The organism is Streptomyces sp. NPDC018045 (assembly GCF_044327445.1).
GTDB lineage: Bacteria > Actinomycetota > Actinomycetes > Streptomycetales > Streptomycetaceae > Streptomyces.
In genome coordinates this window covers 82,203-104,542 of the sequence record NZ_JBIRFL010000016.1, presented here as the reverse complement: position 1 = coordinate 104,542, position 22,340 = coordinate 82,203, and the positions used below count along the sequence as shown (strand labels likewise).

Annotated in this window: 18 protein-coding genes; 11 read left to right on the top strand and 7 right to left on the bottom strand. The window is 71.5% G+C overall.

Annotated features, from left to right (window positions below; translation table 11 throughout):
* Window positions 1–199 precede the first annotated feature (199 nt).
* From ACH4EB_RS27685 to ACH4EB_RS27660, 6 genes are all read left to right on the top strand, one after another.
* Complete coding sequence (locus tag ACH4EB_RS27685; protein WP_398350544.1) at window positions 200–874, top strand: hypothetical protein; 675 nt, start codon at window positions 200–202, stop codon at window positions 872–874.
* A 170-nt stretch (window positions 875–1,044) separates the two neighbouring features.
* Window positions 1,045–2,664 carry an ABC transporter substrate-binding protein gene (locus tag ACH4EB_RS27680; protein ID WP_398350543.1) on the top strand — a complete coding sequence of 540 codons (1,620 nt, stop codon included), beginning with the start codon at window positions 1,045–1,047 and terminating at the stop codon, window positions 2,662–2,664.
* A 13-nt stretch (window positions 2,665–2,677) separates the two neighbouring features.
* Complete coding sequence (locus ACH4EB_RS27675) at window positions 2,678–3,601, top strand: ABC transporter permease (protein ID WP_398350542.1); 924 nt, start codon at window positions 2,678–2,680, stop codon at window positions 3,599–3,601.
* Window positions 3,594–4,610: an ABC transporter permease gene (locus tag ACH4EB_RS27670; RefSeq protein ID WP_398350541.1), complete on the top strand. Its 1,017-nt coding sequence runs from the start codon at window positions 3,594–3,596 to the stop codon at window positions 4,608–4,610. The genes ACH4EB_RS27675 and ACH4EB_RS27670 overlap by 8 nt, the downstream gene beginning before the upstream one ends.
* Before the next feature lie 11 nt (window positions 4,611–4,621).
* Window positions 4,622–5,668, top strand: coding sequence for an ABC transporter ATP-binding protein (locus ACH4EB_RS27665; RefSeq protein WP_398350540.1), 1,047 nt, complete (start codon window positions 4,622–4,624; stop codon window positions 5,666–5,668).
* On the top strand, window positions 5,665–6,717 hold the full coding sequence (locus ACH4EB_RS27660; RefSeq protein WP_398350539.1) for an ABC transporter ATP-binding protein: 1,053 nt from the start codon (window positions 5,665–5,667) through the stop codon (window positions 6,715–6,717). Before ACH4EB_RS27665 ends, ACH4EB_RS27660 begins: the two co-directional genes overlap by 4 nt.
* Before the next feature lie 28 nt (window positions 6,718–6,745).
* Here the strand turns inward: ACH4EB_RS27660 and ACH4EB_RS27655 are convergent, their stop codons facing one another.
* From ACH4EB_RS27655 to ACH4EB_RS27630, 6 genes are all read right to left on the bottom strand, one after another.
* The gene (locus ACH4EB_RS27655) at window positions 6,746–7,732 is read right to left on the bottom strand and encodes a phospholipase (RefSeq protein ID WP_398350538.1); all 987 of its coding nucleotides are present in this window, start codon (window positions 7,730–7,732) and stop codon (window positions 6,746–6,748) included.
* A 209-nt stretch (window positions 7,733–7,941) separates the two neighbouring features.
* Window positions 7,942–9,117 carry an ABC transporter ATP-binding protein gene (locus tag ACH4EB_RS27650; RefSeq protein WP_398350536.1) on the bottom strand — a complete coding sequence of 392 codons (1,176 nt, stop codon included), beginning with the start codon at window positions 9,115–9,117 and terminating at the stop codon, window positions 7,942–7,944.
* 14 nt (window positions 9,118–9,131) lie between these two features.
* Window positions 9,132–10,193 (bottom strand): ABC transporter ATP-binding protein, encoded by a 1,062-nt coding sequence (locus tag ACH4EB_RS27645; protein WP_398350534.1) that lies wholly within the window; start codon window positions 10,191–10,193, stop codon window positions 9,132–9,134.
* A 10-nt stretch (window positions 10,194–10,203) separates the two neighbouring features.
* Complete coding sequence (locus ACH4EB_RS27640; protein ID WP_398350533.1) at window positions 10,204–11,181, bottom strand: ABC transporter permease; 978 nt, start codon at window positions 11,179–11,181, stop codon at window positions 10,204–10,206.
* Between the two features lie 129 nt (window positions 11,182–11,310).
* Window positions 11,311–13,113 carry an ABC transporter substrate-binding protein gene (locus tag ACH4EB_RS27635; protein ID WP_398350531.1) on the bottom strand — a complete coding sequence of 601 codons (1,803 nt, stop codon included), beginning with the start codon at window positions 13,111–13,113 and terminating at the stop codon, window positions 11,311–11,313.
* A gap of 89 nt (window positions 13,114–13,202) precedes the next feature.
* Window positions 13,203–14,234 carry an ABC transporter permease gene (locus ACH4EB_RS27630; RefSeq protein ID WP_398350530.1) on the bottom strand — a complete coding sequence of 344 codons (1,032 nt, stop codon included), beginning with the start codon at window positions 14,232–14,234 and terminating at the stop codon, window positions 13,203–13,205.
* A gap of 445 nt (window positions 14,235–14,679) precedes the next feature.
* Here ACH4EB_RS27630 and ACH4EB_RS27625 point away from each other — a divergent pair, with 445 nt between their 5' ends.
* On the top strand, window positions 14,680–15,672 hold the full coding sequence (locus tag ACH4EB_RS27625; RefSeq protein ID WP_398350528.1) for a hypothetical protein: 993 nt from the start codon (window positions 14,680–14,682) through the stop codon (window positions 15,670–15,672).
* A gap of 16 nt (window positions 15,673–15,688) precedes the next feature.
* Here the strand turns inward: ACH4EB_RS27625 and ACH4EB_RS27620 are convergent, their stop codons facing one another.
* Entirely contained in the window at window positions 15,689–17,872 is a 2,184-nt protein-coding gene (locus ACH4EB_RS27620; protein WP_398350526.1) for a prolyl oligopeptidase family serine peptidase, read from the bottom strand.
* Window positions 17,873–18,105: 233 nt separating this feature from the next.
* Between ACH4EB_RS27620 and ACH4EB_RS27615 the strand changes: the two genes are divergently transcribed.
* The 4 genes from ACH4EB_RS27615 to ACH4EB_RS27600 all read left to right on the top strand — a co-directional run bounded on the left by ACH4EB_RS27615 (window position 18,106) and on the right by ACH4EB_RS27600 (window position 22,236).
* Window positions 18,106–18,300, top strand: coding sequence for a hypothetical protein (locus ACH4EB_RS27615; protein WP_030020272.1), 195 nt, complete (start codon window positions 18,106–18,108; stop codon window positions 18,298–18,300).
* Window positions 18,301–18,449: 149 nt separating this feature from the next.
* Window positions 18,450–19,388, top strand: a complete 939-nt coding sequence (mshB, locus tag ACH4EB_RS27610) for an N-acetyl-1-D-myo-inositol-2-amino-2-deoxy-alpha-D-glucopyranoside deacetylase (protein ID WP_398350524.1) — start codon at window positions 18,450–18,452, stop codon at window positions 19,386–19,388.
* A complete protein-coding gene (locus ACH4EB_RS27605; protein ID WP_398350522.1) occupies window positions 19,385–19,918 on the top strand; it encodes a DUF6113 family protein in 534 nt (177 codons plus the stop codon). Before mshB ends, ACH4EB_RS27605 begins: the two co-directional genes overlap by 4 nt.
* A gap of 164 nt (window positions 19,919–20,082) precedes the next feature.
* Entirely contained in the window at window positions 20,083–22,236 is a 2,154-nt protein-coding gene (locus tag ACH4EB_RS27600; protein ID WP_398350521.1) for a hypothetical protein, read from the top strand.
* The last annotated feature ends 104 nt before the right edge of the window (window positions 22,237–22,340 follow it).

Below are 22,340 nucleotides of genomic sequence, written 5' to 3'. Positions count from 1 at the left end.
GTAGCGACTGGGGTTGTCTCTTCACACCCGTTCGCGGTGACGCGAACACGGGCTCGTGGCAGGCGGGGGACTCGGGCGTCGGCGGCTCCGCAGCGGTGAACCGCGCGCTCGGGGCGCAGGTCATCGGCCGTGAGGCGGTGCCGGGTCCGGCGGCGCACACTGGAGGAATACGAGCCGTTCGCTGGGCGGGGTGAGGCCGATGAGCCGGCGCTGCATCACGGGAACCGTGCTCCTCGCGGGCGCGGCGGCGACGGCCGCGCTGAGCGGCTGCGGGACGTCCGGCGGTGACGGGCCGGACGGCGCGGGAACCACGGTCACCCGTACCCGTACGGTCACCGAGGACCCGACGCCCACGCCCACCGGGAGCGGGACGGCCGGGAGCGGCACCGCGCCGCGGCAGGAGACGGCCACCGCACAGGACGCCGCCTCCGTCGTCGAGGACTTCTACGCGGCCGTCAACGCCCGGGACTTCCGCCGCGCCTGGGACCTCGGCGGCAAGCACCTCGGGGGCTCCTACGACGCCTTCGTGGCGGGCTTCGCGGACACCGCCCACGACACCGTCCGCGTCACCGGCGTCCAGGGCGACACGGTCTCGGTGACGCTCGACGCCGAGCAGCGGGACGGGTCGGTGCGGTCCTTCGCCGGTACGTACACCGTCCGGGGCGGGGCGATCGTCGCCGCGGACCTCCGGGCGGTGGCGGGGCCCACGCCGAGTGACGGCGGCAGCCGCAACGCTCATCCGCCCGGCCCTTCGGCCGGTGAGCCGGACGTCGACTGCTCCGCTCTCGACGGCCCGGTGGACGTCGGGCCCGGCGATCCGCACCGCCTCGACCGGGACGACGACGGCGTCGGCTGCGAGCCGGACGAGAGGTGACGCGCGGCCCCGCCCGGCACCCGGCACCTGCGTCGGGACGATCGCCCGTAAGGGGGGTTCTGCTCCGTGTTGCGCCCGGACGGCGGTGCCGGGGCGTGCGGAGATGCCAGGTTGGGGCCGACAAACCGGGCGGGCGGGTGCCCGGGTCGCAGCTCTGAGGAGGCAGCTCGTTGCGCGGAGCCTGGCGCGTCGGTCCGGTGTTCTTCGCGGCCACGGTCGCCCTGGCGGCTGCCGGGTGCGGCGGGGGCGGGCAGGATCCCACGGTCGTACGGGCGTCCTGGGGCGACCCGCAGAACCCGGTGGAGCCGGCCAACACCACCGACGTACAGGGCGGCAAGGTGCTCGACCTCGCCTTCCGGGGACTGAAGCGGTACAACCCGCGGACGGCTGTCGCGGAGAACATGGTTGCCGAGTCGGTCACGTCGCCGGACGCGCGGAACTTCACCGTGCGGCTCAAGCCGGGATGGACGTTCAGCAATGGCGAGAAGGTGACCGCCCGCTCCTTCGTGGACGCCTGGAATTACGGGGCACTGGTCACCAACCGGCAGCAGGGCGCGCCGTTCTTCAGTTATGTCGAGGGATACGAAGAGGTGCACCCCGAGGGGGCGGGGGCGAAACCGGCCGCGAAGACGATGCGCGGACTGCGGGTGACGGACGAGCTGACCTTCACGGTGCGGCTGAACCAGAAATTCGGGCTGTGGCCCGACATGCTCGGCTACAACGCTTTCCTGCCGCTGCCCCGGCTGTTCTTCACCGACCATGACGCATGGCTGGCGAAACCGGTCGGCAACGGGCCGTACGCCGTGCAGTCGTACGCCAAGGGCGGGATCATGCGGCTGCGGACCTGGAAGGGATATCCGGGTCCGGACCGGGCGAAGAACGGTGGTGTGGACCTCCAGGTCTACACGGACAACGACACCGCCTACACCGATCTGATGGCGGGAAACCTGGATCTCGTCGACGATGTCCCGGCGCCGCAGTTGAAACATGTGGAGAAGGACCTCGAAGGGCGGTACATCAACCAGCCCGCCGGAATCATCCAGACCCTGTCGTTCCCGATGTACGACGAGAAGTGGGCGAAACCCGGGGTGGAAAAGGTCCGGCGGGGCATTTCCATGGCCATCAACCGCCCGGCGATCACCCGGCAGATCTTCCGGGGGACGCGTACGCCCGCCACCGACTGGACCGCCATGGCCCTCGGCGAGCACGGTGGCTACCAGGCCGGTCTGTGCGGAGCGGCCTGCACGTACCGGCCCGCCGAGGCCCGGAAACTGGTTGCCGAGGGAGGCGGCATTCCCGGCGGCACGATGAAGGTGACGTACAACGCGGACACCGGTTCCCACAAACTCTGGGTCGACGCGCTGTGCAACAGCGTCAACAAGGCGCTGGGCCGGCACGTGTGCGACGGGGCCCCGATGGGGACCTTCGCCGACTACCGCACCAAGGTCACCAACAAGAAGATGAGCGGCCCGTACCGCGCCGGCTGGCAGATGGACTATCCGCTGATCCAGACCTTCCTGCAGAGCCAGTACTTCACCGGCGCGTCATCCAACGACTCGGGCTGGAGCAACAAGGAATTCGACCGGCTGGTGAGCCGGGCCAACGCGGAGAGCGAGCAACGGCAGGTCAATGCCACGTACCACCGGGCCGAGAAACTGCTCGCCCGGGACATGCCCGCCATTCCGCTCTGGTACCAGAACGGCAGCGGCGGATACGCGGACCGGGTCGAGAACGTCACCCTGAACCCTTTCAGCGTCCCGGTGTACGGACAGATCACGATCAAGGACTGAGGGGCGGGCGGCCATGGTGCGTTATGTGATCCGGCGGCTGTTGCAGATGGTGCCGGTCTTCATCGGTGCCACTTTCCTCATCTTCGTGATGGTGTACGCGCTCGGCGACCCGGTCGCGGCCCTTTCCGGCGACCGCGCCCCCGACCCCGCGACCGCCGCGCAGATCCGCCGCGAACTCCATTTGGACCGGCCGCTGTGGCAGCAGTACCTGCATTACATGGGGCAGATCTTCACCGGGAATTTCGGCACCACCTTCGACGGCCAGCAGGTTCTCGACAAGATGGGCACCGCCTTCCCCGTCACCCTGCGGCTGACCGCCGTCGCCGTCGTCGCGGAGATCGTCGTCGGTGTGACGCTCGGCGTGCTCAGCGGGCTGCGGCGGGGGCGGCTGCTGGACTCCGGGGTGCTGGTGCTCACGCTGATCGTGGTGTCCGTACCGACGTTCGTCAGCGGGTACGTGCTCCAGTACCTGCTCGGCGTGAAGTGGGCATGGGTGAGCCCGGCCGTCGCGCTGGGCGCGCCCCTGGACGAACTGCTCCTGCCGGGCTGCGTGCTGGCGCTGGTCTCCCTGGCGTACGTCACCCGGCTCACCCGGACGTCGATCGCGGAGAACGCCCGCGCCGACTACGTCCGTACGGCCGTCGCCAAGGGCCTGCCCCGGCGCCGGATCGTCGTACGGCACCTGCTGCGCAACTCGCTGATCCCGGTGGTCACCTTCATCGGCGCGGACATCGGCACCCTGATGGGCGGGGCGGTGGTCACCGAACGGATCTTCAATGTGCACGGCGTCGGCTACGAGCTGTACCAGGGCATCGTCCGCCAGAACTCCCCGACCGTCGTCGGCTTCGTGACCGTCCTGGTCATCGTCTTCCTGCTGGCGAACCTGATCGTCGACCTCCTGTACGCCGTGCTCGACCCGAGGATCCGCTATGCCTGAACCCGCGCCGCAGCACCCGGAGCCGTTCCAGCCGTCGGGCGGCGGGACACCGCTGCCCGCCGTGGAGGCGGAGACGGTGGGCGGGCTCGCCGGGCCCCCGGAGGTGCCCGGTGCGCCGGGGGCGCCGCAGGGCACCGGCGTGCAGCCGGCCGGTGGCGGCGGCCGGGCCCGCAGTCTGTGGTCGGACGCCTGGCACGACCTGCGCCGCAACCCGGTCTTCATCGTCTCGGGGCTGCTGATCCTCTTCTTCCTGCTGATCGCCGGGTGGCCGTCCCTGCTGACCGGCACGGACCCGCTGGACTGCGACATCACCCGGTCGCAGGAGGGCGCCCGGAGCGGCCACCCCTTCGGCTTCGACACCCAGGGCTGTGACGTCTTCGCGCGGACGGTGTACGGGGCCCGCGCCTCCGTCACGGTCGGGGTGTGCGCCACGGCCGGGGCCGCTCTCCTCGGTGGCGTGCTGGGCGGGCTGGCCGGGTTCTTCGGCGGATGGTGGGACGCGCTGCTCTCGCGGATCGCCGACATGTTCTTCGCCATCCCGATGCTGCTGGGCGGTCTGGTCTTCCTGTCCGTCGTGCCGTCCGGTTCGGTGTGGCCGGTCGTCGGGTTCATCGTGCTGCTGGGCTGGCCGCAGCTCGCGCGGATCGCCCGCGGTTCCGTACTGACCGTCAAGCAGGCCGACTTCGTGCAGGCCGCGCGGGCGCTGGGAGCCGGGAACACCCGCCTGCTGCTGCGGCACCTGGCGCCGAACGCGGTCGCTCCGGTGATCGTCGTGGCGACCATCGCCCTCGGCACGTACATCGCGCTGGAGGCGACGCTGTCCTACCTGGGCGTGGGCCTGAAGCCGCCGACCGTCTCCTGGGGCATCGACATCTCCGAGGCGTCCAAGCAGATCCGCAACGCGCCGCACATGCTGCTGTGGCCCGCCGGCGCGCTCAGCCTGACCGTACTGGCGTTCATCATGCTCGGCGACGCGGTCCGCGACGCCCTCGACCCCAAGTTGCGCTGAGGAGACGGTGGATGACGGCGGAGGGTACGGACGGGGCAGCGGCCCCCGGTGCCGGGGCGGACGGTGGCACCCTGCTGGACGTTCGCGATCTGAAGGTGGAGTTCCGTACGCGGGACGGCGTGGCGCACGCGGTCAACGGGGTCGGCTACCGGGTGGCCGCGGGCGAGACGCTGGCCGTGCTGGGGGAGTCGGGCTCGGGCAAGTCGGTGACCGCGCAGGCCGTGCTGGGCATCCTGGACACGCCACCGGGGCACGTCACAGGCGGCGAGATCCTCTTCCACGGCCGTGACCTGCTGCGGATGGGCGCCGAGGAGCGGCGCCGGATCCGCGGTACCAAGCTGGCGATGATCTTTCAGGACGCGCTGTCGGCGCTCAACCCCGTGCTGAGCGTGGGGGCGCAGCTCGGGGAGATGTTCGAGGTGCACCGTGGCATGTCCCGCAAGGAGGCGCGGGGTCGCGCGGCCGAGCTGATGGACCGGGTGCGCATCCCGGCCGCCCGGCAGCGGGTGGGGGACTACCCGCACCAGTTCAGCGGCGGTATGCGCCAGCGCATCATGATCGCGATGGCGCTGGCTCTCGGCCCCGACCTGATCATCGCGGACGAGCCGACGACGGCGCTCGACGTGACGGTGCAGGCCCAGGTCATGGATCTGCTCGCGGAACTCCAGCGGGAGTACGCCATGGGACTGGTCCTGATCACCCACGATCTGGGTGTGGTCGCGGACGTGGCCGACCGGATCGCGGTGATGTACGCGGGCCGGATCGTGGAGACCGCCCCCGTCCGCGACCTCTACCGCGCGCCCGCGCACCCGTACACGCGCGGCCTGCTCGACTCCGTCCCGCGCCTGGACCACAAGGGCCGCGAACTGTACGCGATCAAGGGGCTGCCGCCCAGCCTGACCGCCGTCCCGCCGGGCTGCCCCTTCCACCCGCGCTGCCCCAGGGCGCGGGACATCTGCCGTACGGACCGGCCGCCGCTCTTCGCCGTGGCACCCGGCCGGACCAGCGCCTGCCACTTCTGGGAGGAGACCGTCAATGAGCGAGGGGAGCGCCCGTGAGCGCTGAGGCGGCCGCCCGCGCCGGGGAGCCCGTCCTCGACGTACGGGACCTGGCCAAGCACTACCCGCTGACGCGAGGCGTCGTGCTGCGCAAGCAGATCGGCTCGGTCAGGGCCGTGGACACCGTCTCCTTCGCCCTGCGCAAGGGCGAGACGCTGGGGATCGTCGGGGAGTCCGGCTGTGGCAAGTCGACGGTCGCCAAGCTGCTGGTCGGGCTGGAGAGGCCGACGGGCGGCCGGATCCTGTACCGGGGCGAGGACGTCACCCGGCTGTCGGGGCGGGCGCTGAAGGCGGTGCGGCGCAACATCCAGATGGTGTTCCAGGATCCGTACACCTCGTTGAATCCGCGGATGACGGTCGGTGACATCATCGGCGAGCCGTACGAGATCCATCCGGAGGTGGCGCCGAAGGGGGACCGGCGCAAGAAGGTCCAGGATCTGCTGGATGTGGTGGGTCTCAATCCGGAGTACATCAACCGTTATCCGCACCAGTTCTCGGGCGGTCAGCGGCAGCGCATCGGCATCGCCCGCGGGCTGGCGCTCAATCCCGAGATCATCATCTGCGACGAGCCGGTCTCGGCGCTGGACGTGTCCGTCCAGGCGCAGGTCGTCAATCTGCTGGAGCGCCTCCAGGACGAGTTCGACCTGTCGTACGTCTTCATCGCGCACGACCTGTCGGTCGTCCGGCACATCTCCGACCGGGTCGCGGTGATGTACCTCGGCCGCTTCGTCGAGGCCGGTACGGAGGACGAGATCTACGGCCACCCGACGCACCCGTACACCCAGGCCCTGCTCTCCGCCGTCCCCGTACCGGACCCGGAGGCGCGCGACCGGCGCGAGCGCATCCTGCTGGCCGGCGACGTCCCCTCGCCGGCCGATCCGCCGTCCGGCTGCCGCTTTCGCACCCGTTGCTGGAAGGCGCGGGAGCGCTGCGCGCTGGAGGTGCCGCCGCTCGCCGTGCCGGAGGGCTTCGAGGAGGTGACGGGCCCGGCCCGGCACGCCTCGGCGTGCCACTTCGCGGAGGAACGGCGGGTCGTGCCGGGCGGGTAGCGGGGCCGCGCTGTTCGCGGTCCCGGTCTCAGCTCCCGAAGGGCACGTCGCTGTTGGTGGCCATGCGCCGCTCGGCCGGATGCCCGGCGACGTAATCGGTGACGGAGGACAGTGCCTTCTTCACGGCGGACCCGTCGGTGCCGCAGCCGCCACGCCACTTGGACGTGCCGTCCGGGTAACAGGCGGCCCGCGGCCCGTAGATGAGGCTGTCGGTTTCGGCCCCGCCTGCCGCGTACGGTGCCAGCAGCTTGGCGACGTTCTTCGCGTCGCCCGTGCCGACCGTCCAGCCGGCCGTCGAGGCGAGTTTCCTGTCGCCCCGGGCCTCGGCGCCGGCCCGGAGCTCGGAAGTGATCCTGCGGGCGTCGAGCGCGATACTGAAGAGGCCCTTGTCCATCACGCGGTGGTGCGCGGGGGTGCGGGAGCCGTGGGTCGCGAAGGTCTTCGCCACGTCCTCGGCGTTGCCGCTGACGTCGATCCCTTCGAGCGGGCGCAGGCCGGTCGTGACGTCCTTCCAGCCGGTGCCGCCCTCGGTGCCGTAGAACCCGTAGAGCACGCGTACGCCCTGCTTCTCGACGGTGCGGCGGGCCAGGTCGCGAAGCGCCGCCACCGAGCAGTGCCGCCACTTCGCGTCATCGCTGCGGCAGTGGTCCGGATTCTTGATGTCGAGCCACACGAAGTTGACGGTCTTGCCCTCGGCGCGCCGCTGGGCGATGCGCCGGAGCATGGCTTCCATCGTGTCACCGGCGCTGGTGGGGGTGCCGTCGTGGTCCGCCCACCAGCCCTTCTTCCAGGCGGTGGCGTCGATCTCGACGGCGTTGGCGCCGTGCCGCAGTGCCGTGTCCACGCCGTCGGCGGTCAGCACCCGGTGGGCGATGGCGTAGGTGGGGCGCGGCGCGGGCCGGTGGGGGCCGGTGGTGGCGGCGGCCGGGGTGCTCGCGCAGAGGAGTGTCAGGACTCCGGTGGTGGCCAGGAGGGGCACGCGGGTGCGCATCCGGGCCGGAGAGCGGTGAGCCATGTGTGTCATCTGTCCTTCTGTGGATCCAGTGCCTCCTCGGCTTCGCCCGCCCGGAGAACGGGACATGGGTGTGCCGTCGCGCCGTTCGCGTACGGGAAAAGCCGGAAGCCGGCGCCGTGGCCCGGTGCCGGGCCTGCGCCTGCTCCGGTTCGGCACCTGCCCCGGATGGCCGATCCGACACCGGGGAACGCGGGCCGGGGCCCGGCCGGTCAGGGCGCCTCGCCGGGCGCTCCCGGGCCGCCGTTCCCCGCCTCCGGCCCGGGCAGCGCGTCCTCGATCGCCGCCAGCGCCGGGTCCAGCACGATGTCCTCGTCCCGCGCCGTCGTCGTGGGCTCCTCCGGGAAGTGGCAGGCCGTCAGGTGCCGGCTCACATTGCCGGTGATCTGCACCAGCGGCGGTTCCTCGGCGGCGCACTTGTCGCGCGCCTTCCAGCAGCGGGTACGGAACCGGCAGCCGGACGGCGGATTGATCGGTGACGGGACGTCACCGGCCAGCCGGATGCGCTCACGGTCGTCCACCTCCTCCTGCGCGTCCAGCAGCCTGGCCTCCGGGACGGCGGAGAGCAGCGCGTGGGTGTACGGGTGGCGCGGCCGCTGGTAGATCGAGTCCCGGTCACCGACCTCGACGATCTTGCCCAGGTACATCACCGCGACGCGCTGGCTGAAGTGCCGTACGATCGCCAGGTCGTGCGCGATGAACAGGAACGCGATGTTCAGCTCGCGCTGCAACTCCTGGAGCAGGTTGACCACTTGGGCCTGAATGGAGACGTCCAGCGCGGAGACCGGCTCGTCCGCGACGATCAGCTTCGGCTCCAGGGCGAGCGCGCGGGCGACGCCGATCCGCTGCCGCTGGCCGCCGGAGAACTCGTGCGGGAAGCGGTTGTAGTGCTCCGGGTTGAGGCCGACGATCTCCAGCAGCTCGCGCACCCGCCGCTCCCGGCCGCCCTCCGGGGCGAGGCCGTTGATCTCCATCGGCCCGCCGATGATGGTGCCGACCGTCTGCCGCGGGTTCAGCGACGAGTACGGATCCTGGAAGATCATCTGAATCTCGGAGCGGACCGGCGCCAGCTCCCTGCGCCCGGCGTGGGTGATGTCCCGCCCCCGGTACGTGATCGAGCCGCCGGTCGGCTCCAGCAGCCGGGTCAGCAGCCGGCCGGTGGTGGACTTGCCGCAGCCCGACTCGCCGACCAGGCCGAACGTCTCGCCGCTGTGCACGGTCAGGTCGATGCCGTCGACCGCCTGCACCGCGCCGACCCGGCGTTTGAACGGGAACCCGGCCAGAATCGGGAAGTGCTTGGTCAGGCCCTTGGCGGTCAGCAGCACCTCGCCCGGTTCGGCGGCGGCCGGACGGGGAGCGGGGACGATGACGTCTTCGGGTGCGCTCATGGTGGTCGTCGCTCCTAGCCCAGCCGGGGCTTGATCTGCTCGGTGAACAGGGTGTGTTTCTGCTCGGGGCTCAGGTGGCAGGCCGCCGCCCGGCCGGGGGCCAGCGGCGGGCGCTCGTCCTGGCAGCGGGTGCCGCCGACCTCGCCGACGAAGCCGCAGCGCGGGTGGAAGGGGCAGCCCGGCGGCGGGGCGAGCAGGCTCGGCGGCGTGCCGGGGATCGGCGTCAGCGGCTCCTCGACGCTCGCCGACAGTCGCGGCATCGAGCCCAGCAGGCCCCAGGTGTACGGGTGCTGCGGCGCGGTGAGGATCTCCTTGACGGTGCCGCGCTCGACGGCCCGCCCGGCGTACATCACCAGCAGTTCGTCGACGGTGTTGGCGACCACGCCCAGGTCGTGGGTGATCAGGATGATCGCGGAGCCGAACTCCTGCTGGAGGTCCTTGAGCAGGTCCAGGATCTGCGCCTGTACGGTCACGTCCAGCGCGGTGGTCGGCTCGTCGGCGATCAGCAGCGACGGGTTGCACACCAGCGCCATGGCGATCATGGCGCGCTGCCGCATCCCGCCGGAGAACTGGTGCGGGTAGTCGTCCACCCGCAGCGTCGGCTGCGGAATGCCCACCTTGGCCAGCATCTCGACCGCCCGCTTGCGGCCCTCGCGTTTGCTCGCGCCGGTGTGCTTGACGAACGGCTCGGCGATCTGGCGGCCCACCGTGTAGTACGGCGACAGCGCCGTCAGCGGGTCCTGGAAGATCATCGCCATCTTGTTGCCGCGCAGTTTCTCCAGGTCCTTCTCCCGGGCGCCGGTCAGCTCGTCGCCGTCCAGCAGGATCTCGCCGGTGATCGTCGTGTGGTGGGGACTGTGCAGGCCCAGGATGGCGAGGTTGGTCACCGACTTGCCGGAGCCGGACTCGCCGACGATACCGAGGGTGCGGCCGCGCTCCAGGTCGAAGGAGAGGTCGTCGACCGCCTTGACGACACCGTCCTCGGTGGCGAACCGCACGTACAGGTCGCGTACGGACAGGAACGGACCGGAAGTGGCCGGGACCGGCGCGCCCGCGGGCTGGGTGAGTGTGGACACGGGGCCTCTCCTAGGACAGCCGCACGCGCGGGTCGATGAACGCGTAGCAGGCGTCCACCACGATGTTGAACAGGATGATGAAGGTCGCGGCGAACAGCATCACGCCCATGGTCATGGGCAGGTCGGTGTTCTGCACCGACTTCACGGCGAGGGTGCCCAGGCCCGGCAGCGCGAAGGTGTATTCGGTGATCATCGCGCCGCCGAAGAGGGACCCCAGATCGATGCCGAAAATGGTGACGATGGGAATGAGCGAGCCCCGCCAGGCGTAGCGGAAGAAGACCGTACGGGACGTCATTCCCTTGGCCCGCGCGGTCCGTACATGGTCCTCCTGGAGCTGCTCGATCATCGATGAGCGGGCCATCCGGGTGTATTGCGCGGTGAAGATGACGGACAGCACGCACCAGGGAATGATCAGCCCCAGGAACCACCCCAGGGGATCGTCCGTGATCGGGACGTATTTCGGCTGACCGAACCAGCCGAGGTTGTAGACCAGCAGCGCGAGCACGATCGGCCCGATGAAATAGATCTGCATCGAGGAGAGCACCAGCGAGGACGAGCTGAAGATCTTGTCGATGAGCCGGCCCTGCCGCCAGGCGGCGATCATTCCGGTGCCGACGCCGACGCCCAGGAACACCGCGGCGGCGCCGATGGTCAGCGAGATGGTGGTGGGGAAACGGTCCACGATCGTGGCCCAGACGGGGTCGTTGTTGGCGAACGAATAACCGAAACAGGGGGCCGGGCAAGGCCCCTGGGCGAAATCCCGTCCGGTGACGATGCCGGACATGAATTCCCAGTACTGCACCGGTACGGGCTTGTCGAGCCCGAGATTCTTGTGGATCACTGCGATGGCGTCGGGCGTGCAGTTCTTTCCGCAGGCCAGCAGCGCGGGATCCCGGGGGGCGGCGAAGAAGAGGAAGAACGTGAACGCGCTGATGATCAGCAGGATCACGATCGCGCTGAGGGACCGGCGGAAGAGAAAACGCAGCATGGCAGTCGCAGCTCTCTTGGGCAGCCAGAGGGGCGGAAGTGCGCCGGTCCGGCGCGCCCGCCCGGGACGGCGGGCGCGCCGGGCGCGGGCGGCGCACGGCGCGCGGACGGCGCCGAAGCGCCGGCTCCGCTACTTCTTCACGAACATCTTGGTCGGGTCGACGGAGCTGATGATGTCGTTGTTGACGACCCCGCCGACCTTGGAGCCGTGGAGCTGGACCTGCTTGTAGTAGAAGGTCGGCAACTGCGGCAGGTCCTCCTTGAGGATCTTCTCGCCGAGTGCGAACCAGTCGTGGGCGGCCTTCTTCTGGTCGGTCATCTGGGAGATCCGGTCGATCTCCTTGTTGACCTCCGGGTTGTTGTAGTGCGAGTAGTTCGGCGCGTTGTCCTGGATCTGCCGGCCGTCGTAGACCGGTGGGATCACGGTCAGCGAGCTGGGCCAGTCGGCGCCCCACGCGGACGGGTAGATGTCGAACTGGTTGTCGACCTTGCCGATGATGTCGTAGTAGGTGTCCGACGGCAGGTCCTTGTTCTGCACGTTGAAGCCGGCCTTGCGCAGGTTGTCGGCGACCGCGACCGAGTACTTCTGCGGCTCCGGCGCGTTGGTGTACGCGAAGGTCAGCTTCATGCCGACCTTGCCGGCCTCCTTGAGGAGCTGCCTGGCCTTCTCCACGTCGCCCATCGGCTTCTTGAGCTTGCCGTACGGGTCGATGTCCTTGTGCCCGGTGAGCGTCGGGCTGATGTAGCTGCCCGCCAGCTCGCCGCCGCCCGGCGTGCCGTACGCGTCCAGGATGGCCTGGATGGGGATCGCGTGGGCGATGGCCTCGCGGACCTTCTTGTCCTTCAGGCGCTTCATGTTCAGGTTGATGGCGCCCACGTAGGGCTGGTAGCCGGAGGTGGAGCGCTTCTTGACGTCCGGATCACCGGCCACCTGCTGGAGGCTGGCCGCGTCGACCTGGTTGTTGAAGCTGACGGCCGTCTTGTTGTCGGCGCTGTCGGACATCAGCCGCTGCGTCGAGTCGGGGTAGGAGACACCGAACTGGATGTCGAAGCGGTCGACGTACTGGTGCCGGGTGATGTCCGTGTCCGGGTCCCAGTTGGGGTTCTTGACCAGGGACATCCCCTTGCCGGACTTGAACGACCCCGGCTGGATCCTGTACGGGCCGGAGGAGACCGGCGCCTTGTCGTACCGCTCCTTGGTGTCGCCCTTCTCCGGCACGACCGCGTAGCCCGCCATGGCCAGCGCGTACGGGAGGTCACCGACCGGCTTCTTGAAGTGGAAGCGGACGGTGCTCTCGTCCGGGGTCTCCAGCACGCTGTCGGGCAGGTGCTTGCCGCCGTACGGGCCGCCCGGCAGCAGCTTGCGGTACTCGTTGCCCTCCGCGTCGGCCAGCCAGCGCTGGAGGTACGTCGGGCCGTTGGAGATGAAGTTCGCGAACTGCCGCTCGATGGTGTGCCGGATGTCCTTCGACGTGATCGGCGTGCCGTCCTCGAACTTCACGCCCTTCTTCAGGGTGTACGTCCAGGTCCGGCCGCCGTCGGTGGACTTGCCGCTGTCCGTCGCCAGGTCGCCGACGACCGTGTACTTCCCCTTGTTGTCCAGGTGGTAGGAGGTCAGACGGCGGAAGATCAGCGTCGAGAGGGTGCCCTCGTCGCTGACGTAGATCTGCGCCGGGTCGAGGTGGTCGTAGGTGTCGCGCTGGTAGACCTTGATGGTGCCGCCGGGGGTCGCGCCGGGTACCGGCTCGGCCGGTCCGGCGGACGCCTTGGCGTCGCCGAAGGCGATCTGGGCGCGCTGGCTCTCGGCTTTCTCGCGGCCCCGGTCGTCCTCCGCCCCCTGGCCGGCCCCGCTGCTGCAGGCGGTCAGGACCAGTGCCCCCGCGGACAGCGCCACGACCGTGGCGCGCGCTCTGTGCGTACGGACTGTCTTCATGGTGGTGGATGCACCTGCCTGTCGTAGTTCCGTGGCCGCTGCCTGACGTGTGCGGTGCTGGGGTGGCAGCACCCCCCGTGGAACACGGTTCACCGGGCGCGTTTCGGGTCGAAGGCGTCCCGGACGGAATCCCCGAGGAGGTTGAACGCGACGATGAAGACCACCATCGCGATGCCGGGGAAGAACAAGTACGTGATGTCGTTGCGGTAGTACTCGGCCGCGTTGGCGAACATCCGGCCCCAGTCGGGGGTGGGCTCGACCAGGCCGACGCCGAGGAAGGACAGGCCCGCGATCGAGGTGACGAAATTGGGCAGCATGTAGGTCGTCTGCACCAGGATCGGTGTCATGACGTTCGGCAGCAGCTCCCGCCGGATGATGCGGGCCGGGGAGGCCCCGCTGACCCTGGCGGCGTCGATGAACTCCCGCTCGCGCAGCGACAGGACGGTGCCGCGCAGCAGCCGGGCCAGGCTCATCCAGCCCAGGAACCACAGCACCAGGATCAGGATGAGGCAGCGCATCCAGGTCGCCATGGCGTCCTCGGGGGCCACGAAGATGGCGCCGACCACGGGGACGAACGCGACGAAGAAGAGCTGGTTGGGAAAGGCCATCAGCAGGTCGATGATCCGGCCGATGAAGTAGTCGATCCGGCCGCCGAAGTATCCGGCGGCCACCCCCATGACGATTGCCGTGAGCACCGATACGAGAGTGATGGCCACCGAGAGGTAAAGGGTGGTCCGGATGCCGTAGACGAGTTGCATGAACACGTCACGCCCGAGAGTCGGTTCGATTCCGAACCAGAATTCCGCGGAGATACCTCCGTTGGGCTGTGCCGGATATCCGTTCACCAGCAGGCCCGGGGTGATCTGCCCGTACCGGGTGTACGGATCCTTTCCGTACAGCTTGGAGATCAGCGGGGCGAGCAGACCGATCAAGAAGAACGCGATGACGACGCATCCGCTGATCACTCCGGTCCGGTCGCGCTTGAACCTGATCCACATCAATTGGCCGGGGGAACGGCCGACCAGTTCCCCGCCCTTGCGGTCCTTGACTTTCCGCAGCCCTTCGGGTCCGAGTCCGGAGGGATCGGTCTGCGTTACCGCGGTCTGGGACGGACTGGTCATCGCGAAGTTCCCCCGCACCGAGTTCACTTGCACCAGGAAGCGGAGCTGATTCGCACCGCTGGTTGAGCGGACTTTGGCAAGTGATTTATGGCCCAGTCAAGAGGACGGTTAACGCTCGCCCGGGCGGTGTCCTCTTCTTGAGCGAAGATTGCGCAGATTGACGCCACGGCGTGCTTGACAGCGGTACGCGCCGTGCGGCACGAACGACATGTCGTGCCCAACATCCGTAACAGCGAGGCAACTTGACTGTCGTCACGCCGATATACGGACGCGCCATGCTCGACAGCGTACGGCCGTGCGGGTGCCGTGTACCGGCCGGGGCGGTCCTGCGACCACCCCGGCCGGCAGCCGCCCGGGTCGCCGTCGCCGTCTGCGGCCGCACGGTTGTCCCGGTGCGGCGAGTGGAGTAGACCTGTCCGTGCGGGGGCAGGGGGTGGGCCACGTCATGGGGCGGAGAAAGGCTCGCGCGCGCGGTGTCGGGGGGTTCGGCGCGCTGTTGTGCCTGCTGCTCGCGCTGCTGTGCGCCGGATGGACCGGCCGCGACCTCGTGGTGTCCCAATATCCCGCGGATGTCTGGTGGTCGTGGTCCGGCGTGGGTCTGCGGCCGGAGGGTGCGGCGGTCTGGGCGACCACGCTGCTGGACCCGGTACTGGGCCTCGGCGCCCTCCTCGCGGCGGTGGCGGTACCGCGCCGCTCACCGTCCGCTCCGTGCGGGCTGAGCGCGGTGGCGGGTGCGACCCTGCTGTTCCGGGCGCCGCCACTGTGGAACCTCGGCAGGGACGGGTTGCCCGGGGCGGACGCCGGGGCCAGGGAGTGGGCGCTGGTCACGGTCGGCGTCGCCCTCCTGGTGAGCGTGCTCCTGATGATCGCCGCATCGGCCGGACGCAGCGGCGCGGACCGTCGGCCGAGCCGCCTGCGCCGCGCGCCCGCGGTGGCGGCGGCACTGCTGCTGGGGGCCGTCGGAGTGGTGCTGTTGGCCTGGCAGGCCTATTCCGTGAGGGGGTTGGGGTGGGGCGCGTACGGTGACAGTGTCGTCGGCGACGGTGACGTCCGCCGTGCGCTCCTACAGCCCCCGGTCAACTGGTTCCTGCTGTCCCTCGCGCTGCTGGCCCTGGCGTCGGCCGTCGGAGCGGCCCGCCGCGCGCCGTCCCTGCGGCCGCTGGGCCTGTTGACCGCGTCATTGCTGCTGGCGCACGGTGCCGCGGCGCTGGCCGCCGAGCAGCGCGCGGGACTGATCGGCCACTTCCACGCGCTGGCCGCACGCACGCAACTGGACGTCGCCACCGCAGCGTTCGCCGCCCTGGCCGGTCTTCTGGCGCTGCTGGCGCTGGCCCGCCCGGTGGCCGGGGCGGCCGGTCCGCGAGGGCCCGTGGGCGGGCGGCTGCCGCCCGGTCACGCGCCGCCGCCCCCGCCCTCGAACCTGCCGCCGAACTGGTGAATCCGGGCCGCCGGACTCAGCTCACCCCCAAGGACCGCTTCAGGAAGTCGACTTGCAGCAACAGGAGGTTCTCGGCCACCTGTTCCTGCGGCGTCATGTGGGTGACGCCCGACAGCGGCAGCACCTCGTGCGGCCGGCCCGCCGCCAGCAGCGCGGAGGAGAGCCGCAGCGAGTGCGCCACGACCACGTTGTCGTCCGCCAGCCCGTGCACGATCATCATCGGCCGGTGCCGCTCCGCGGCGCCCACCAGGCCCTCGTCGCCGACCAGGGAGTTCGCGGCGTAGCCGGCCGGGTCCTCGTCCGGGTGCCCCAGGTACCGCTCCGTGTAGTGGGTGTCGTACAGCCGCTGGTCGGTGACCGGGGCGCCCAGGACGGCGGCGTGGAAGACGTCGGGGCGGCGCAGCACCGCCAGCCCGGCCAGATAGCCGCCGAAGGACCAGCCCCGGATCGCGACCCGGTCCAGGTCCAGCGGGAAGCGGCCGGCGAGCCCGTGCAGCGCGTCGACCTGGTCCTGGAGGACCACCGCCGCCAGGTCCCGGTGGACGGCCTTCTCCCAGTCGGGGGAGCGGCCCGGGGTGCCCCGCCCGTCGGCGGTGACCACCGCGAAGCCCTGGTCGGCGAACCACTGCCCCGTCAGGTGGGCGTTGTGCGCGGCCACCACCCGCTGCCCGTGCGGACCGCCGTACGGGTCCATCAGGACCGGCAGCGGCCCGTCACCCTCCCGGTAGCCGGTCGGCAGCAGCACCGCGCAGGGGATCCGCCGCTCACCGGACAGGGCGAGCCGCGGGCTGGTGGCGAGCACCGGCACCTCGGCGTACGAGCCGACCGCGGCCAGCCAGGTCTCGCCGCCGTCCGCCTCCAGGCGCACCACCTCGGTCTGGGCCCCCGGCCGCTCCAGACAGGCGTGCGAGAGCACCGTCACGGCGCCGCCGCGCACCGCGGAGGACACGGACGGGTACGGGCGCCGCCCGACCCGTTCCCAGCCTCCCTGGTCGCCGCTGCCCCGGTACCAGGCGCGGTGGACGCCGATGTCGTGCAGGTCCTCGCCGCTCGCCGTGAACAGCACGTCGTCCTCGCCGATGTCCAGCACGGCCCGTACGTGCAGCGGCGCCGCCGTCAGCGCCCGGTCGCCGACGAAGAGCCGGCGCGCCCCGCCCTCGTCCGCGATGCGCACCAGGCGCCCGTCCGGCGTCCAGGCGGGCACCCCGGTGGCCAGTTCCACCCACCGGGCGTCCTCGTCCGCGTGCAGGGTGCTGGTCGCGCCGGTCTTCGGGTCGACCGTCAGGTAGCGCTGGGCGCGCTGGTCGCGGCTCTGCACCAGGAGGAGGGGCGGGCCCGCCGCCGACCAGTGCACGCGCGCCAGGTACGGGTAGCGCTCGTGGTCCCACGTCACGTCCGTGCGCGAGCCGTCCAGGCCGAGCAGGGCCAGGCCCACCGAGGCGTTGGGGGTGCCGGCCGCCGGGTAGGCGACCCTGGCCGGTTCGCGGTCCGGGTGCGCCGGGTCGGCGATCCACCAGCGCCGTACGGGCGCGTCGTCGACGCGCGCGGCCAGCACCCGGTCACTGTCGGGCGACCACCAGAAGCCGCGGTAGCGGCCCATCTCCTCGGCCGCGATGAACTCCGCGAGGCCCCAGGTGACGCCCGGGCCGTCCGGCTCGGCGAGGGAGCGGTCACCCGGCACGGTGGCCCCGTCCGCTCCGTCCCCGACCGCTCCGTCCACCGCGTCGGCCGGTACGACACGCAGCCGGCCCCGGGAGACGTACGCGACGTACCGCCCGTCGGGCGACGGCCGGGGGTCCACCACCGGGCCCGGTACGGGCAGTTCACGGGCCGTGCCGGCGCGCAGCTCGGCGGTGAACAGCCGGCCCGAGAGGGTGAAGGCGGCGAGTTCCACCGCGGCGTCCACGGCGTACCCGACCACACCGGATGATCCTTCGCGCGTACGTTCCCGACGCGCCCGCTCCTCGGGCGACAGCTCCTCGTCCGCGCCGGCGAGCAGCGTCCCCGGGTCGGCGGCGGCGTACTCCCGCCCCTCGCCGAGATCCAGTACCCACAGCAGATTCGCTCGATCGGTGCCCGTACGGGAGCGGAGGAAGGCGACGCGCGAGCCGTCCGGCGCCACCGCGAAGCCGCGCGGCGCGCCCAGCGAGAAGCGCTGGGTACGGGCGTGTTGCCGGGGAAAGGAGAGCTGTCCGGTCATGCGGACGAGCCTACGGGGCCGCGCCCCGGCCGTGGCCGCACTCGCGATGATCGCGTGCGCCCCCGTTCTGCTCCCGTGCACCGACATATGCGCGAGCGTGGAAAGTTATGATCCCCTCCGCGGAGTGGGTATGGGAGTGGAGCGTGACATCCCCGTGCCCGCGGGGCCGTCAGCCGTCGGCCCCGCGTCGTCCCAACGCTGTCCGGACCGTGCGTACTTGGAGGTGAGCCGCCGTGGCACTGACGATTTCGGCGGTGGTGCTGCTGGCGATCATCGTCTTCCTGCTCGTCAAGAAGTCCGGGCTGAAGACGGGGCATGCGCTGGTGTGCATGTTGCTCGGCTTCTATCTGGCCAGTTCGTCGATCGGCCCGACCATCAAGCAACTGACGACGAACGTCGCCGGAATGCTGGGGGGCATCAAGTTCTAGCCACGCCCCGGTGCGGGGCGGTGCGGTGCTGTGCGAAGCCCCGGCCGGGGCCCGCGCGCGGGCGCTGACCGCACCCCCTGACCGGGTGCGATCCGGGCGGGCCGGATCGGGATGCGGGGTCCCGGCCGCCCGGCTCGTACGCTGTCCTCATGACCGACCTTCCCGCCCGCCGGCTGCTGCTCGTGCACGCGCACCCGGACGACGAGTCCATCAACAATGGCGCCACGATGGCCAAGTACGCGGGCGAAGGAGCCCTGGTCACGCTCGTGACCTGCACCCGCGGCGAAGAGGGCGAGGTCATCCCGCCCGAGCTGGCCCACCTCGCGGCGGACCGGGACGACGCGCTGGGCCCGTACCGCGTCGACGAGCTGGCCGCCGCCATGGAGGTGCTCGGGGTCACCGACCACCGCTTCCTGGGCGGCCCGGGCCGCTACCGCGACTCCGGGATGATGGGCGCGCCCCAGAACGAGCGGCCGGGCGCCTTCTGGCAGGCCGACCTGGACGAGGCCGCCGGCCATCTGGTCGCCGTCGTCCGCGAGGTCCGGCCGCAGGTGCTGGTCACCTACGACGACAACGGCGGGTACGGCCACCCCGACCACATCCAGGCGCACCGCGTCGCGATGCGCGCCGCGGACCTCGCCGCCGACCCGGACTTCCGCCCCGGCCTGGGCGCGCCGCACCGGATCGGCAAGATCTACTGGAACCGCACCCCGCGCCCGGTGGCCGAAGAGGGCTTCGCGCGGCTGCGCGCCGAGGGCCCGGCCTTCCCCGGCGTCGGCGCGGTGGCGGACGTGCCGGGGGTCGTGGACGACGCCGTGGTGACCGCCGCGGTCCCGGGCGGCGAGCGGTACGGGGCCGCGAAGGCGGCGGCGATGCGGGCGCACGCCACGCAGATCGCCGTCGAGGGCCCCTTCTTCGCGCTCTCCAACGGTCTGGGGCAGCCCCTGTTCACGACCGAGTACTACCAGCTCGTACGGGGCAGATCCGGTGCCGCGCAGGGGGAGCGCGAGGACGATCTCTTCGCGGGCGTGGCGGACGACGAGGGGGACGGGGAGCGTACCGAGCACGAGAAGGAGAAGGCGGTATGAGCGGCGCGAAGAACAAGCGCACCCGGGCCTCGGCGGGCGGCAAGGGGCCGAAGGCGGGCGCGTCGGCGGCCCCCGGGGCCGGCCGGGGCGCGGTGGCCAAGGGCGGCGCCGGGGCGGCGGGCGCGGGACGCGCGGCGGCCACGACCGGTCTCGCCGCGCCGCTGAGCCCCGGGCGGGTGGCGGCGTACGTCCTGCTGTTCGTGCTCGGCGCGGTCGTGGCGGCCGCGGGCGGACTCGTCCAGGCGGCGTGGTTCCCCGGCGGGCTGCTGCTGGCGCTGGCGGCGGCCGGCGGCCTCTTCTACGGGGGCGCGCTGGCGCTCGGCCGGACGGGTGGTGTGCTGGCGCCGGGCGCGGGCTGGCTGGTGTCCGTGATCCTGCTGAGCGACGCCCGCCCCGAGGGCGACTTCCTCTTCGGCGCCGGCCTGGGGACGTATGTCTTCCTCGTCGGCGGCATCGTGCTGGCTGTGATCTGTGCCACCGGTTCGCAGATGCGGGCCAACGGTGCGCAAGCGGCCCGACTTGGCAAGTAAGCACCGGCCCCAGTGATCAATTTCAGGACCGCACGGCGGTCCGGGGGCGGGACCTCGTCCTGCTCCCGGGGTGTCCGGCTACGGCGGCCAGTATGGTGGTGCGCGCCGCCGAGCCGCCCAAGCACCGTACTGACGAGCGGCGGAGCCAACCGGGAGAACCTGCTTTGAGTCGTGAATCTGACAGTTCGTCCTCCGGCGCCCAGGGGCGCGGCGGTGCCGCGTACCCGTCGGGGACACCGCCGTACGGAACGCCTCGCACCGAGGCGGACGACGCAGTGGCGGCCGACGCCGCGGCGAAGCCGGAGGAGCCGAAGACCGAGACCACGCTGACCACGCGGATCAAGATCAATATTCCGGGGTCCCGCCCCATCCCGCCGGTCGTCGTGCGCAAGCCCGTCGGTGAGGAGTCCGGGGCGGGCGGATCCACCGGTACCGGCCCGTCCGGTCCGTCGAGCTTGTCCGGACCGCCGGGTTCGTCGGGTTCGTCGGGCCAGGGGGTGTCCGGCGGAGCGTCCGCCGGGTCCGAGCGTACGGGCAGCACGCGCAAGCCCGACGCGACGGGCGCCGGCGGTGCCAAGGGCGCCCCGGCCGAGAAGACCAGCGACTGGTTCTCGCCCCGCAAACCGACGACGGCCTCCGCCGGTTCCGCCGGTCCCCTGTCCGCCCCGTCGCCCGCGCCGGACGGCCCGGCCCCCGCCGCGCCGCAGGATCCGGCCGACGGGTCGCAGCAGCGCCCGGACCTGCCGTACTTCTCCGACGCGCCCGGGCAGGGCGGCGACTCGCCGTTCGACGCGGCCCCGTCGCCGTTCGACGCGCCCGCCGGACCGTTCGACGCGCCGACAGATCCGTACGACGGGTCCGCGGGGCAGGGCGGGGCGAGCCCGTTCGACACGCTCGGTGGCTCCGGTGCCGGCCGCGACGGCGACCGCCGTGGCCCGAGCGGGCCGACGACCGGCCCGGCCACCGGCGACTCGGCCTTCGACCTGCCCACCGGATTCCCCACTCCGGGTGGCCCGGGCGCGGACGGCGGCCCCGGTATGACCGACGACACGGCGGTGCTCACCCCGCAGACCCCCGCCCCGCCCGCCGGCCCCGGCAACGGCATCGGCGTCACGGGCGGCATCGCGGGCGGGAAACCGGCCGGCGGCGAGGGCGGCGGGTTCCCCGGCGGCACGCCCACCGGCTCGGGCCGCCCCGGCAGCGGCGACCAGATCTCCAGCGACACCCTGGTCAGCGGCATCCCGACGGTCCCCGCCGACGCCGCCCCGGCGTCCGCGGCGGCCTTCCCGCCCGGACCGGGCGCGGGCCAGGACACCCCGGCGCCGCCACGCGCCAAGATCCCCGAGCCGATAAACCCGAAGAAGAAGGGCCGCAACAAGGTCGTCCTGCTGGGCGTCGCGGTCGTCGTGCTGGCAGGCGTCGCGTACGGCGCGGGGCTGCTGCTCGACCACGCGGACGTGCCCAACGGCACCACCGCGCTGGGTGTCGACATCGGCGGCGCCACCAAGGAAGAGGCCGTCAAGAAGCTCGACGCGGCCGTGCAGAAGACGCGTAACGAGCCGCTGAAGCTGACCGTGGACGGCAAGGAGCAGACGCTCGTGCCCGCCAAGGCCGGACTGAACATCGACACCCAGGCCACGGTCCGGGACGCCGCCGGCCGCGACTACAACCCGGTCTCCGTCATCGGCTCGCTGTTCGGCGGCACGCGGACGGCCGAGCCCGCGATGATCACAGACGACGAGAAGCTGGACATCGCGCTCAAGGCGGTGGCGGGCCCGGCGGGTGCCGCCAAGGACGGCAGCATCACCTTCGAGAACGGCAAGCCCGTCCCGCACTATGGCGCGCCCTACAAGGCGGTCGACGTCAAGGCGTCCAAGAGCAAGATCGAGAAGGCGTATCTCGACCGGGCCGCCACCGGCCGGAACACCCCGGTGGCGCTGGCCGCCGTCGAGCAGCAGCCGAAGGCGGGCAAGGCGGAGGTCGACCGGGCCATGAAGGAGATGGCCGAGCCGGCCGTCTCCGGATGGGTCTACCTGTCGGCGGGCGGCGTCGAGGTGCCGTTCAGTCAGCGCTCCATCGGCGAGCTGCTGTCCTTCACAGCCGCTCCGGACGGCCGGCTCCAGCCGGTCATAGACCTGGCCAAGCTGGAGGAGAAGTACGGCCACGCCTTCGACAACGTGTCGATCGACGGCGGTGCCGGCAAGGTGAAGATGACCCCGCAGCACGCCGCCGCGGCGATGCAACAGGCACTCAGGAAGCCCGCACCCCCCGCACCGCAGAAGCGTGTCGCCAAGGTCGAGGGGGCGATGACGGGCTGATCCGCCGTCACCCGGGTCCGGCGTCGAGTCGGACCCGGTGCGTCGAGTCGGACCCGGTGCGTCGAGTCGGACCCGGTGCGTCGAGCCGGACCCGGTGCGTCGAG

Bases quoted from the DNA above. Each gene is read 5' to 3' on its own strand.
- ACH4EB_RS27685 (WP_398350544.1), top strand. From the start codon at position 200: ATGAGCCGGCGCTGCATCACGGGAACCGTGCTCCTCGCGGGCGCGGCG.
- ACH4EB_RS27675 (WP_398350542.1), top strand. From the start codon at position 2,678: ATGGTGCGTTATGTGATCCGGCGGCTGTTGCAGATGGTGCCGGTCTTC.
- ACH4EB_RS27670 (WP_398350541.1), top strand. From the start codon at position 3,594: ATGCCTGAACCCGCGCCGCAGCACCCGGAGCCGTTCCAGCCGTCGGGC.
- ACH4EB_RS27665 (WP_398350540.1), top strand. From the start codon at position 4,622: ATGACGGCGGAGGGTACGGACGGGGCAGCGGCCCCCGGTGCCGGGGCG.
- ACH4EB_RS27655 (WP_398350538.1), bottom strand. From the start codon at position 7,732: ATGGCTCACCGCTCTCCGGCCCGGATGCGCACCCGCGTGCCCCTCCTG.
- ACH4EB_RS27650 (WP_398350536.1), bottom strand. From the start codon at position 9,117: ATGAGCGCACCCGAAGACGTCATCGTCCCCGCTCCCCGTCCGGCCGCC.
- ACH4EB_RS27640 (WP_398350533.1), bottom strand. From the start codon at position 11,181: ATGCTGCGTTTTCTCTTCCGCCGGTCCCTCAGCGCGATCGTGATCCTG.
- ACH4EB_RS27635 (WP_398350531.1), bottom strand. From the start codon at position 13,113: ATGAAGACAGTCCGTACGCACAGAGCGCGCGCCACGGTCGTGGCGCTG.
- ACH4EB_RS27630 (WP_398350530.1), bottom strand. From the start codon at position 14,234: ATGACCAGTCCGTCCCAGACCGCGGTAACGCAGACCGATCCCTCCGGA.
- ACH4EB_RS27625 (WP_398350528.1), top strand. From the start codon at position 14,680: ATGGGGCGGAGAAAGGCTCGCGCGCGCGGTGTCGGGGGGTTCGGCGCG.
- ACH4EB_RS27620 (WP_398350526.1), bottom strand. From the start codon at position 17,872: ATGACCGGACAGCTCTCCTTTCCCCGGCAACACGCCCGTACCCAGCGC.
- mshB (WP_398350524.1), top strand. From the start codon at position 18,450: ATGACCGACCTTCCCGCCCGCCGGCTGCTGCTCGTGCACGCGCACCCG.
- ACH4EB_RS27605 (WP_398350522.1), top strand. From the start codon at position 19,385: ATGAGCGGCGCGAAGAACAAGCGCACCCGGGCCTCGGCGGGCGGCAAG.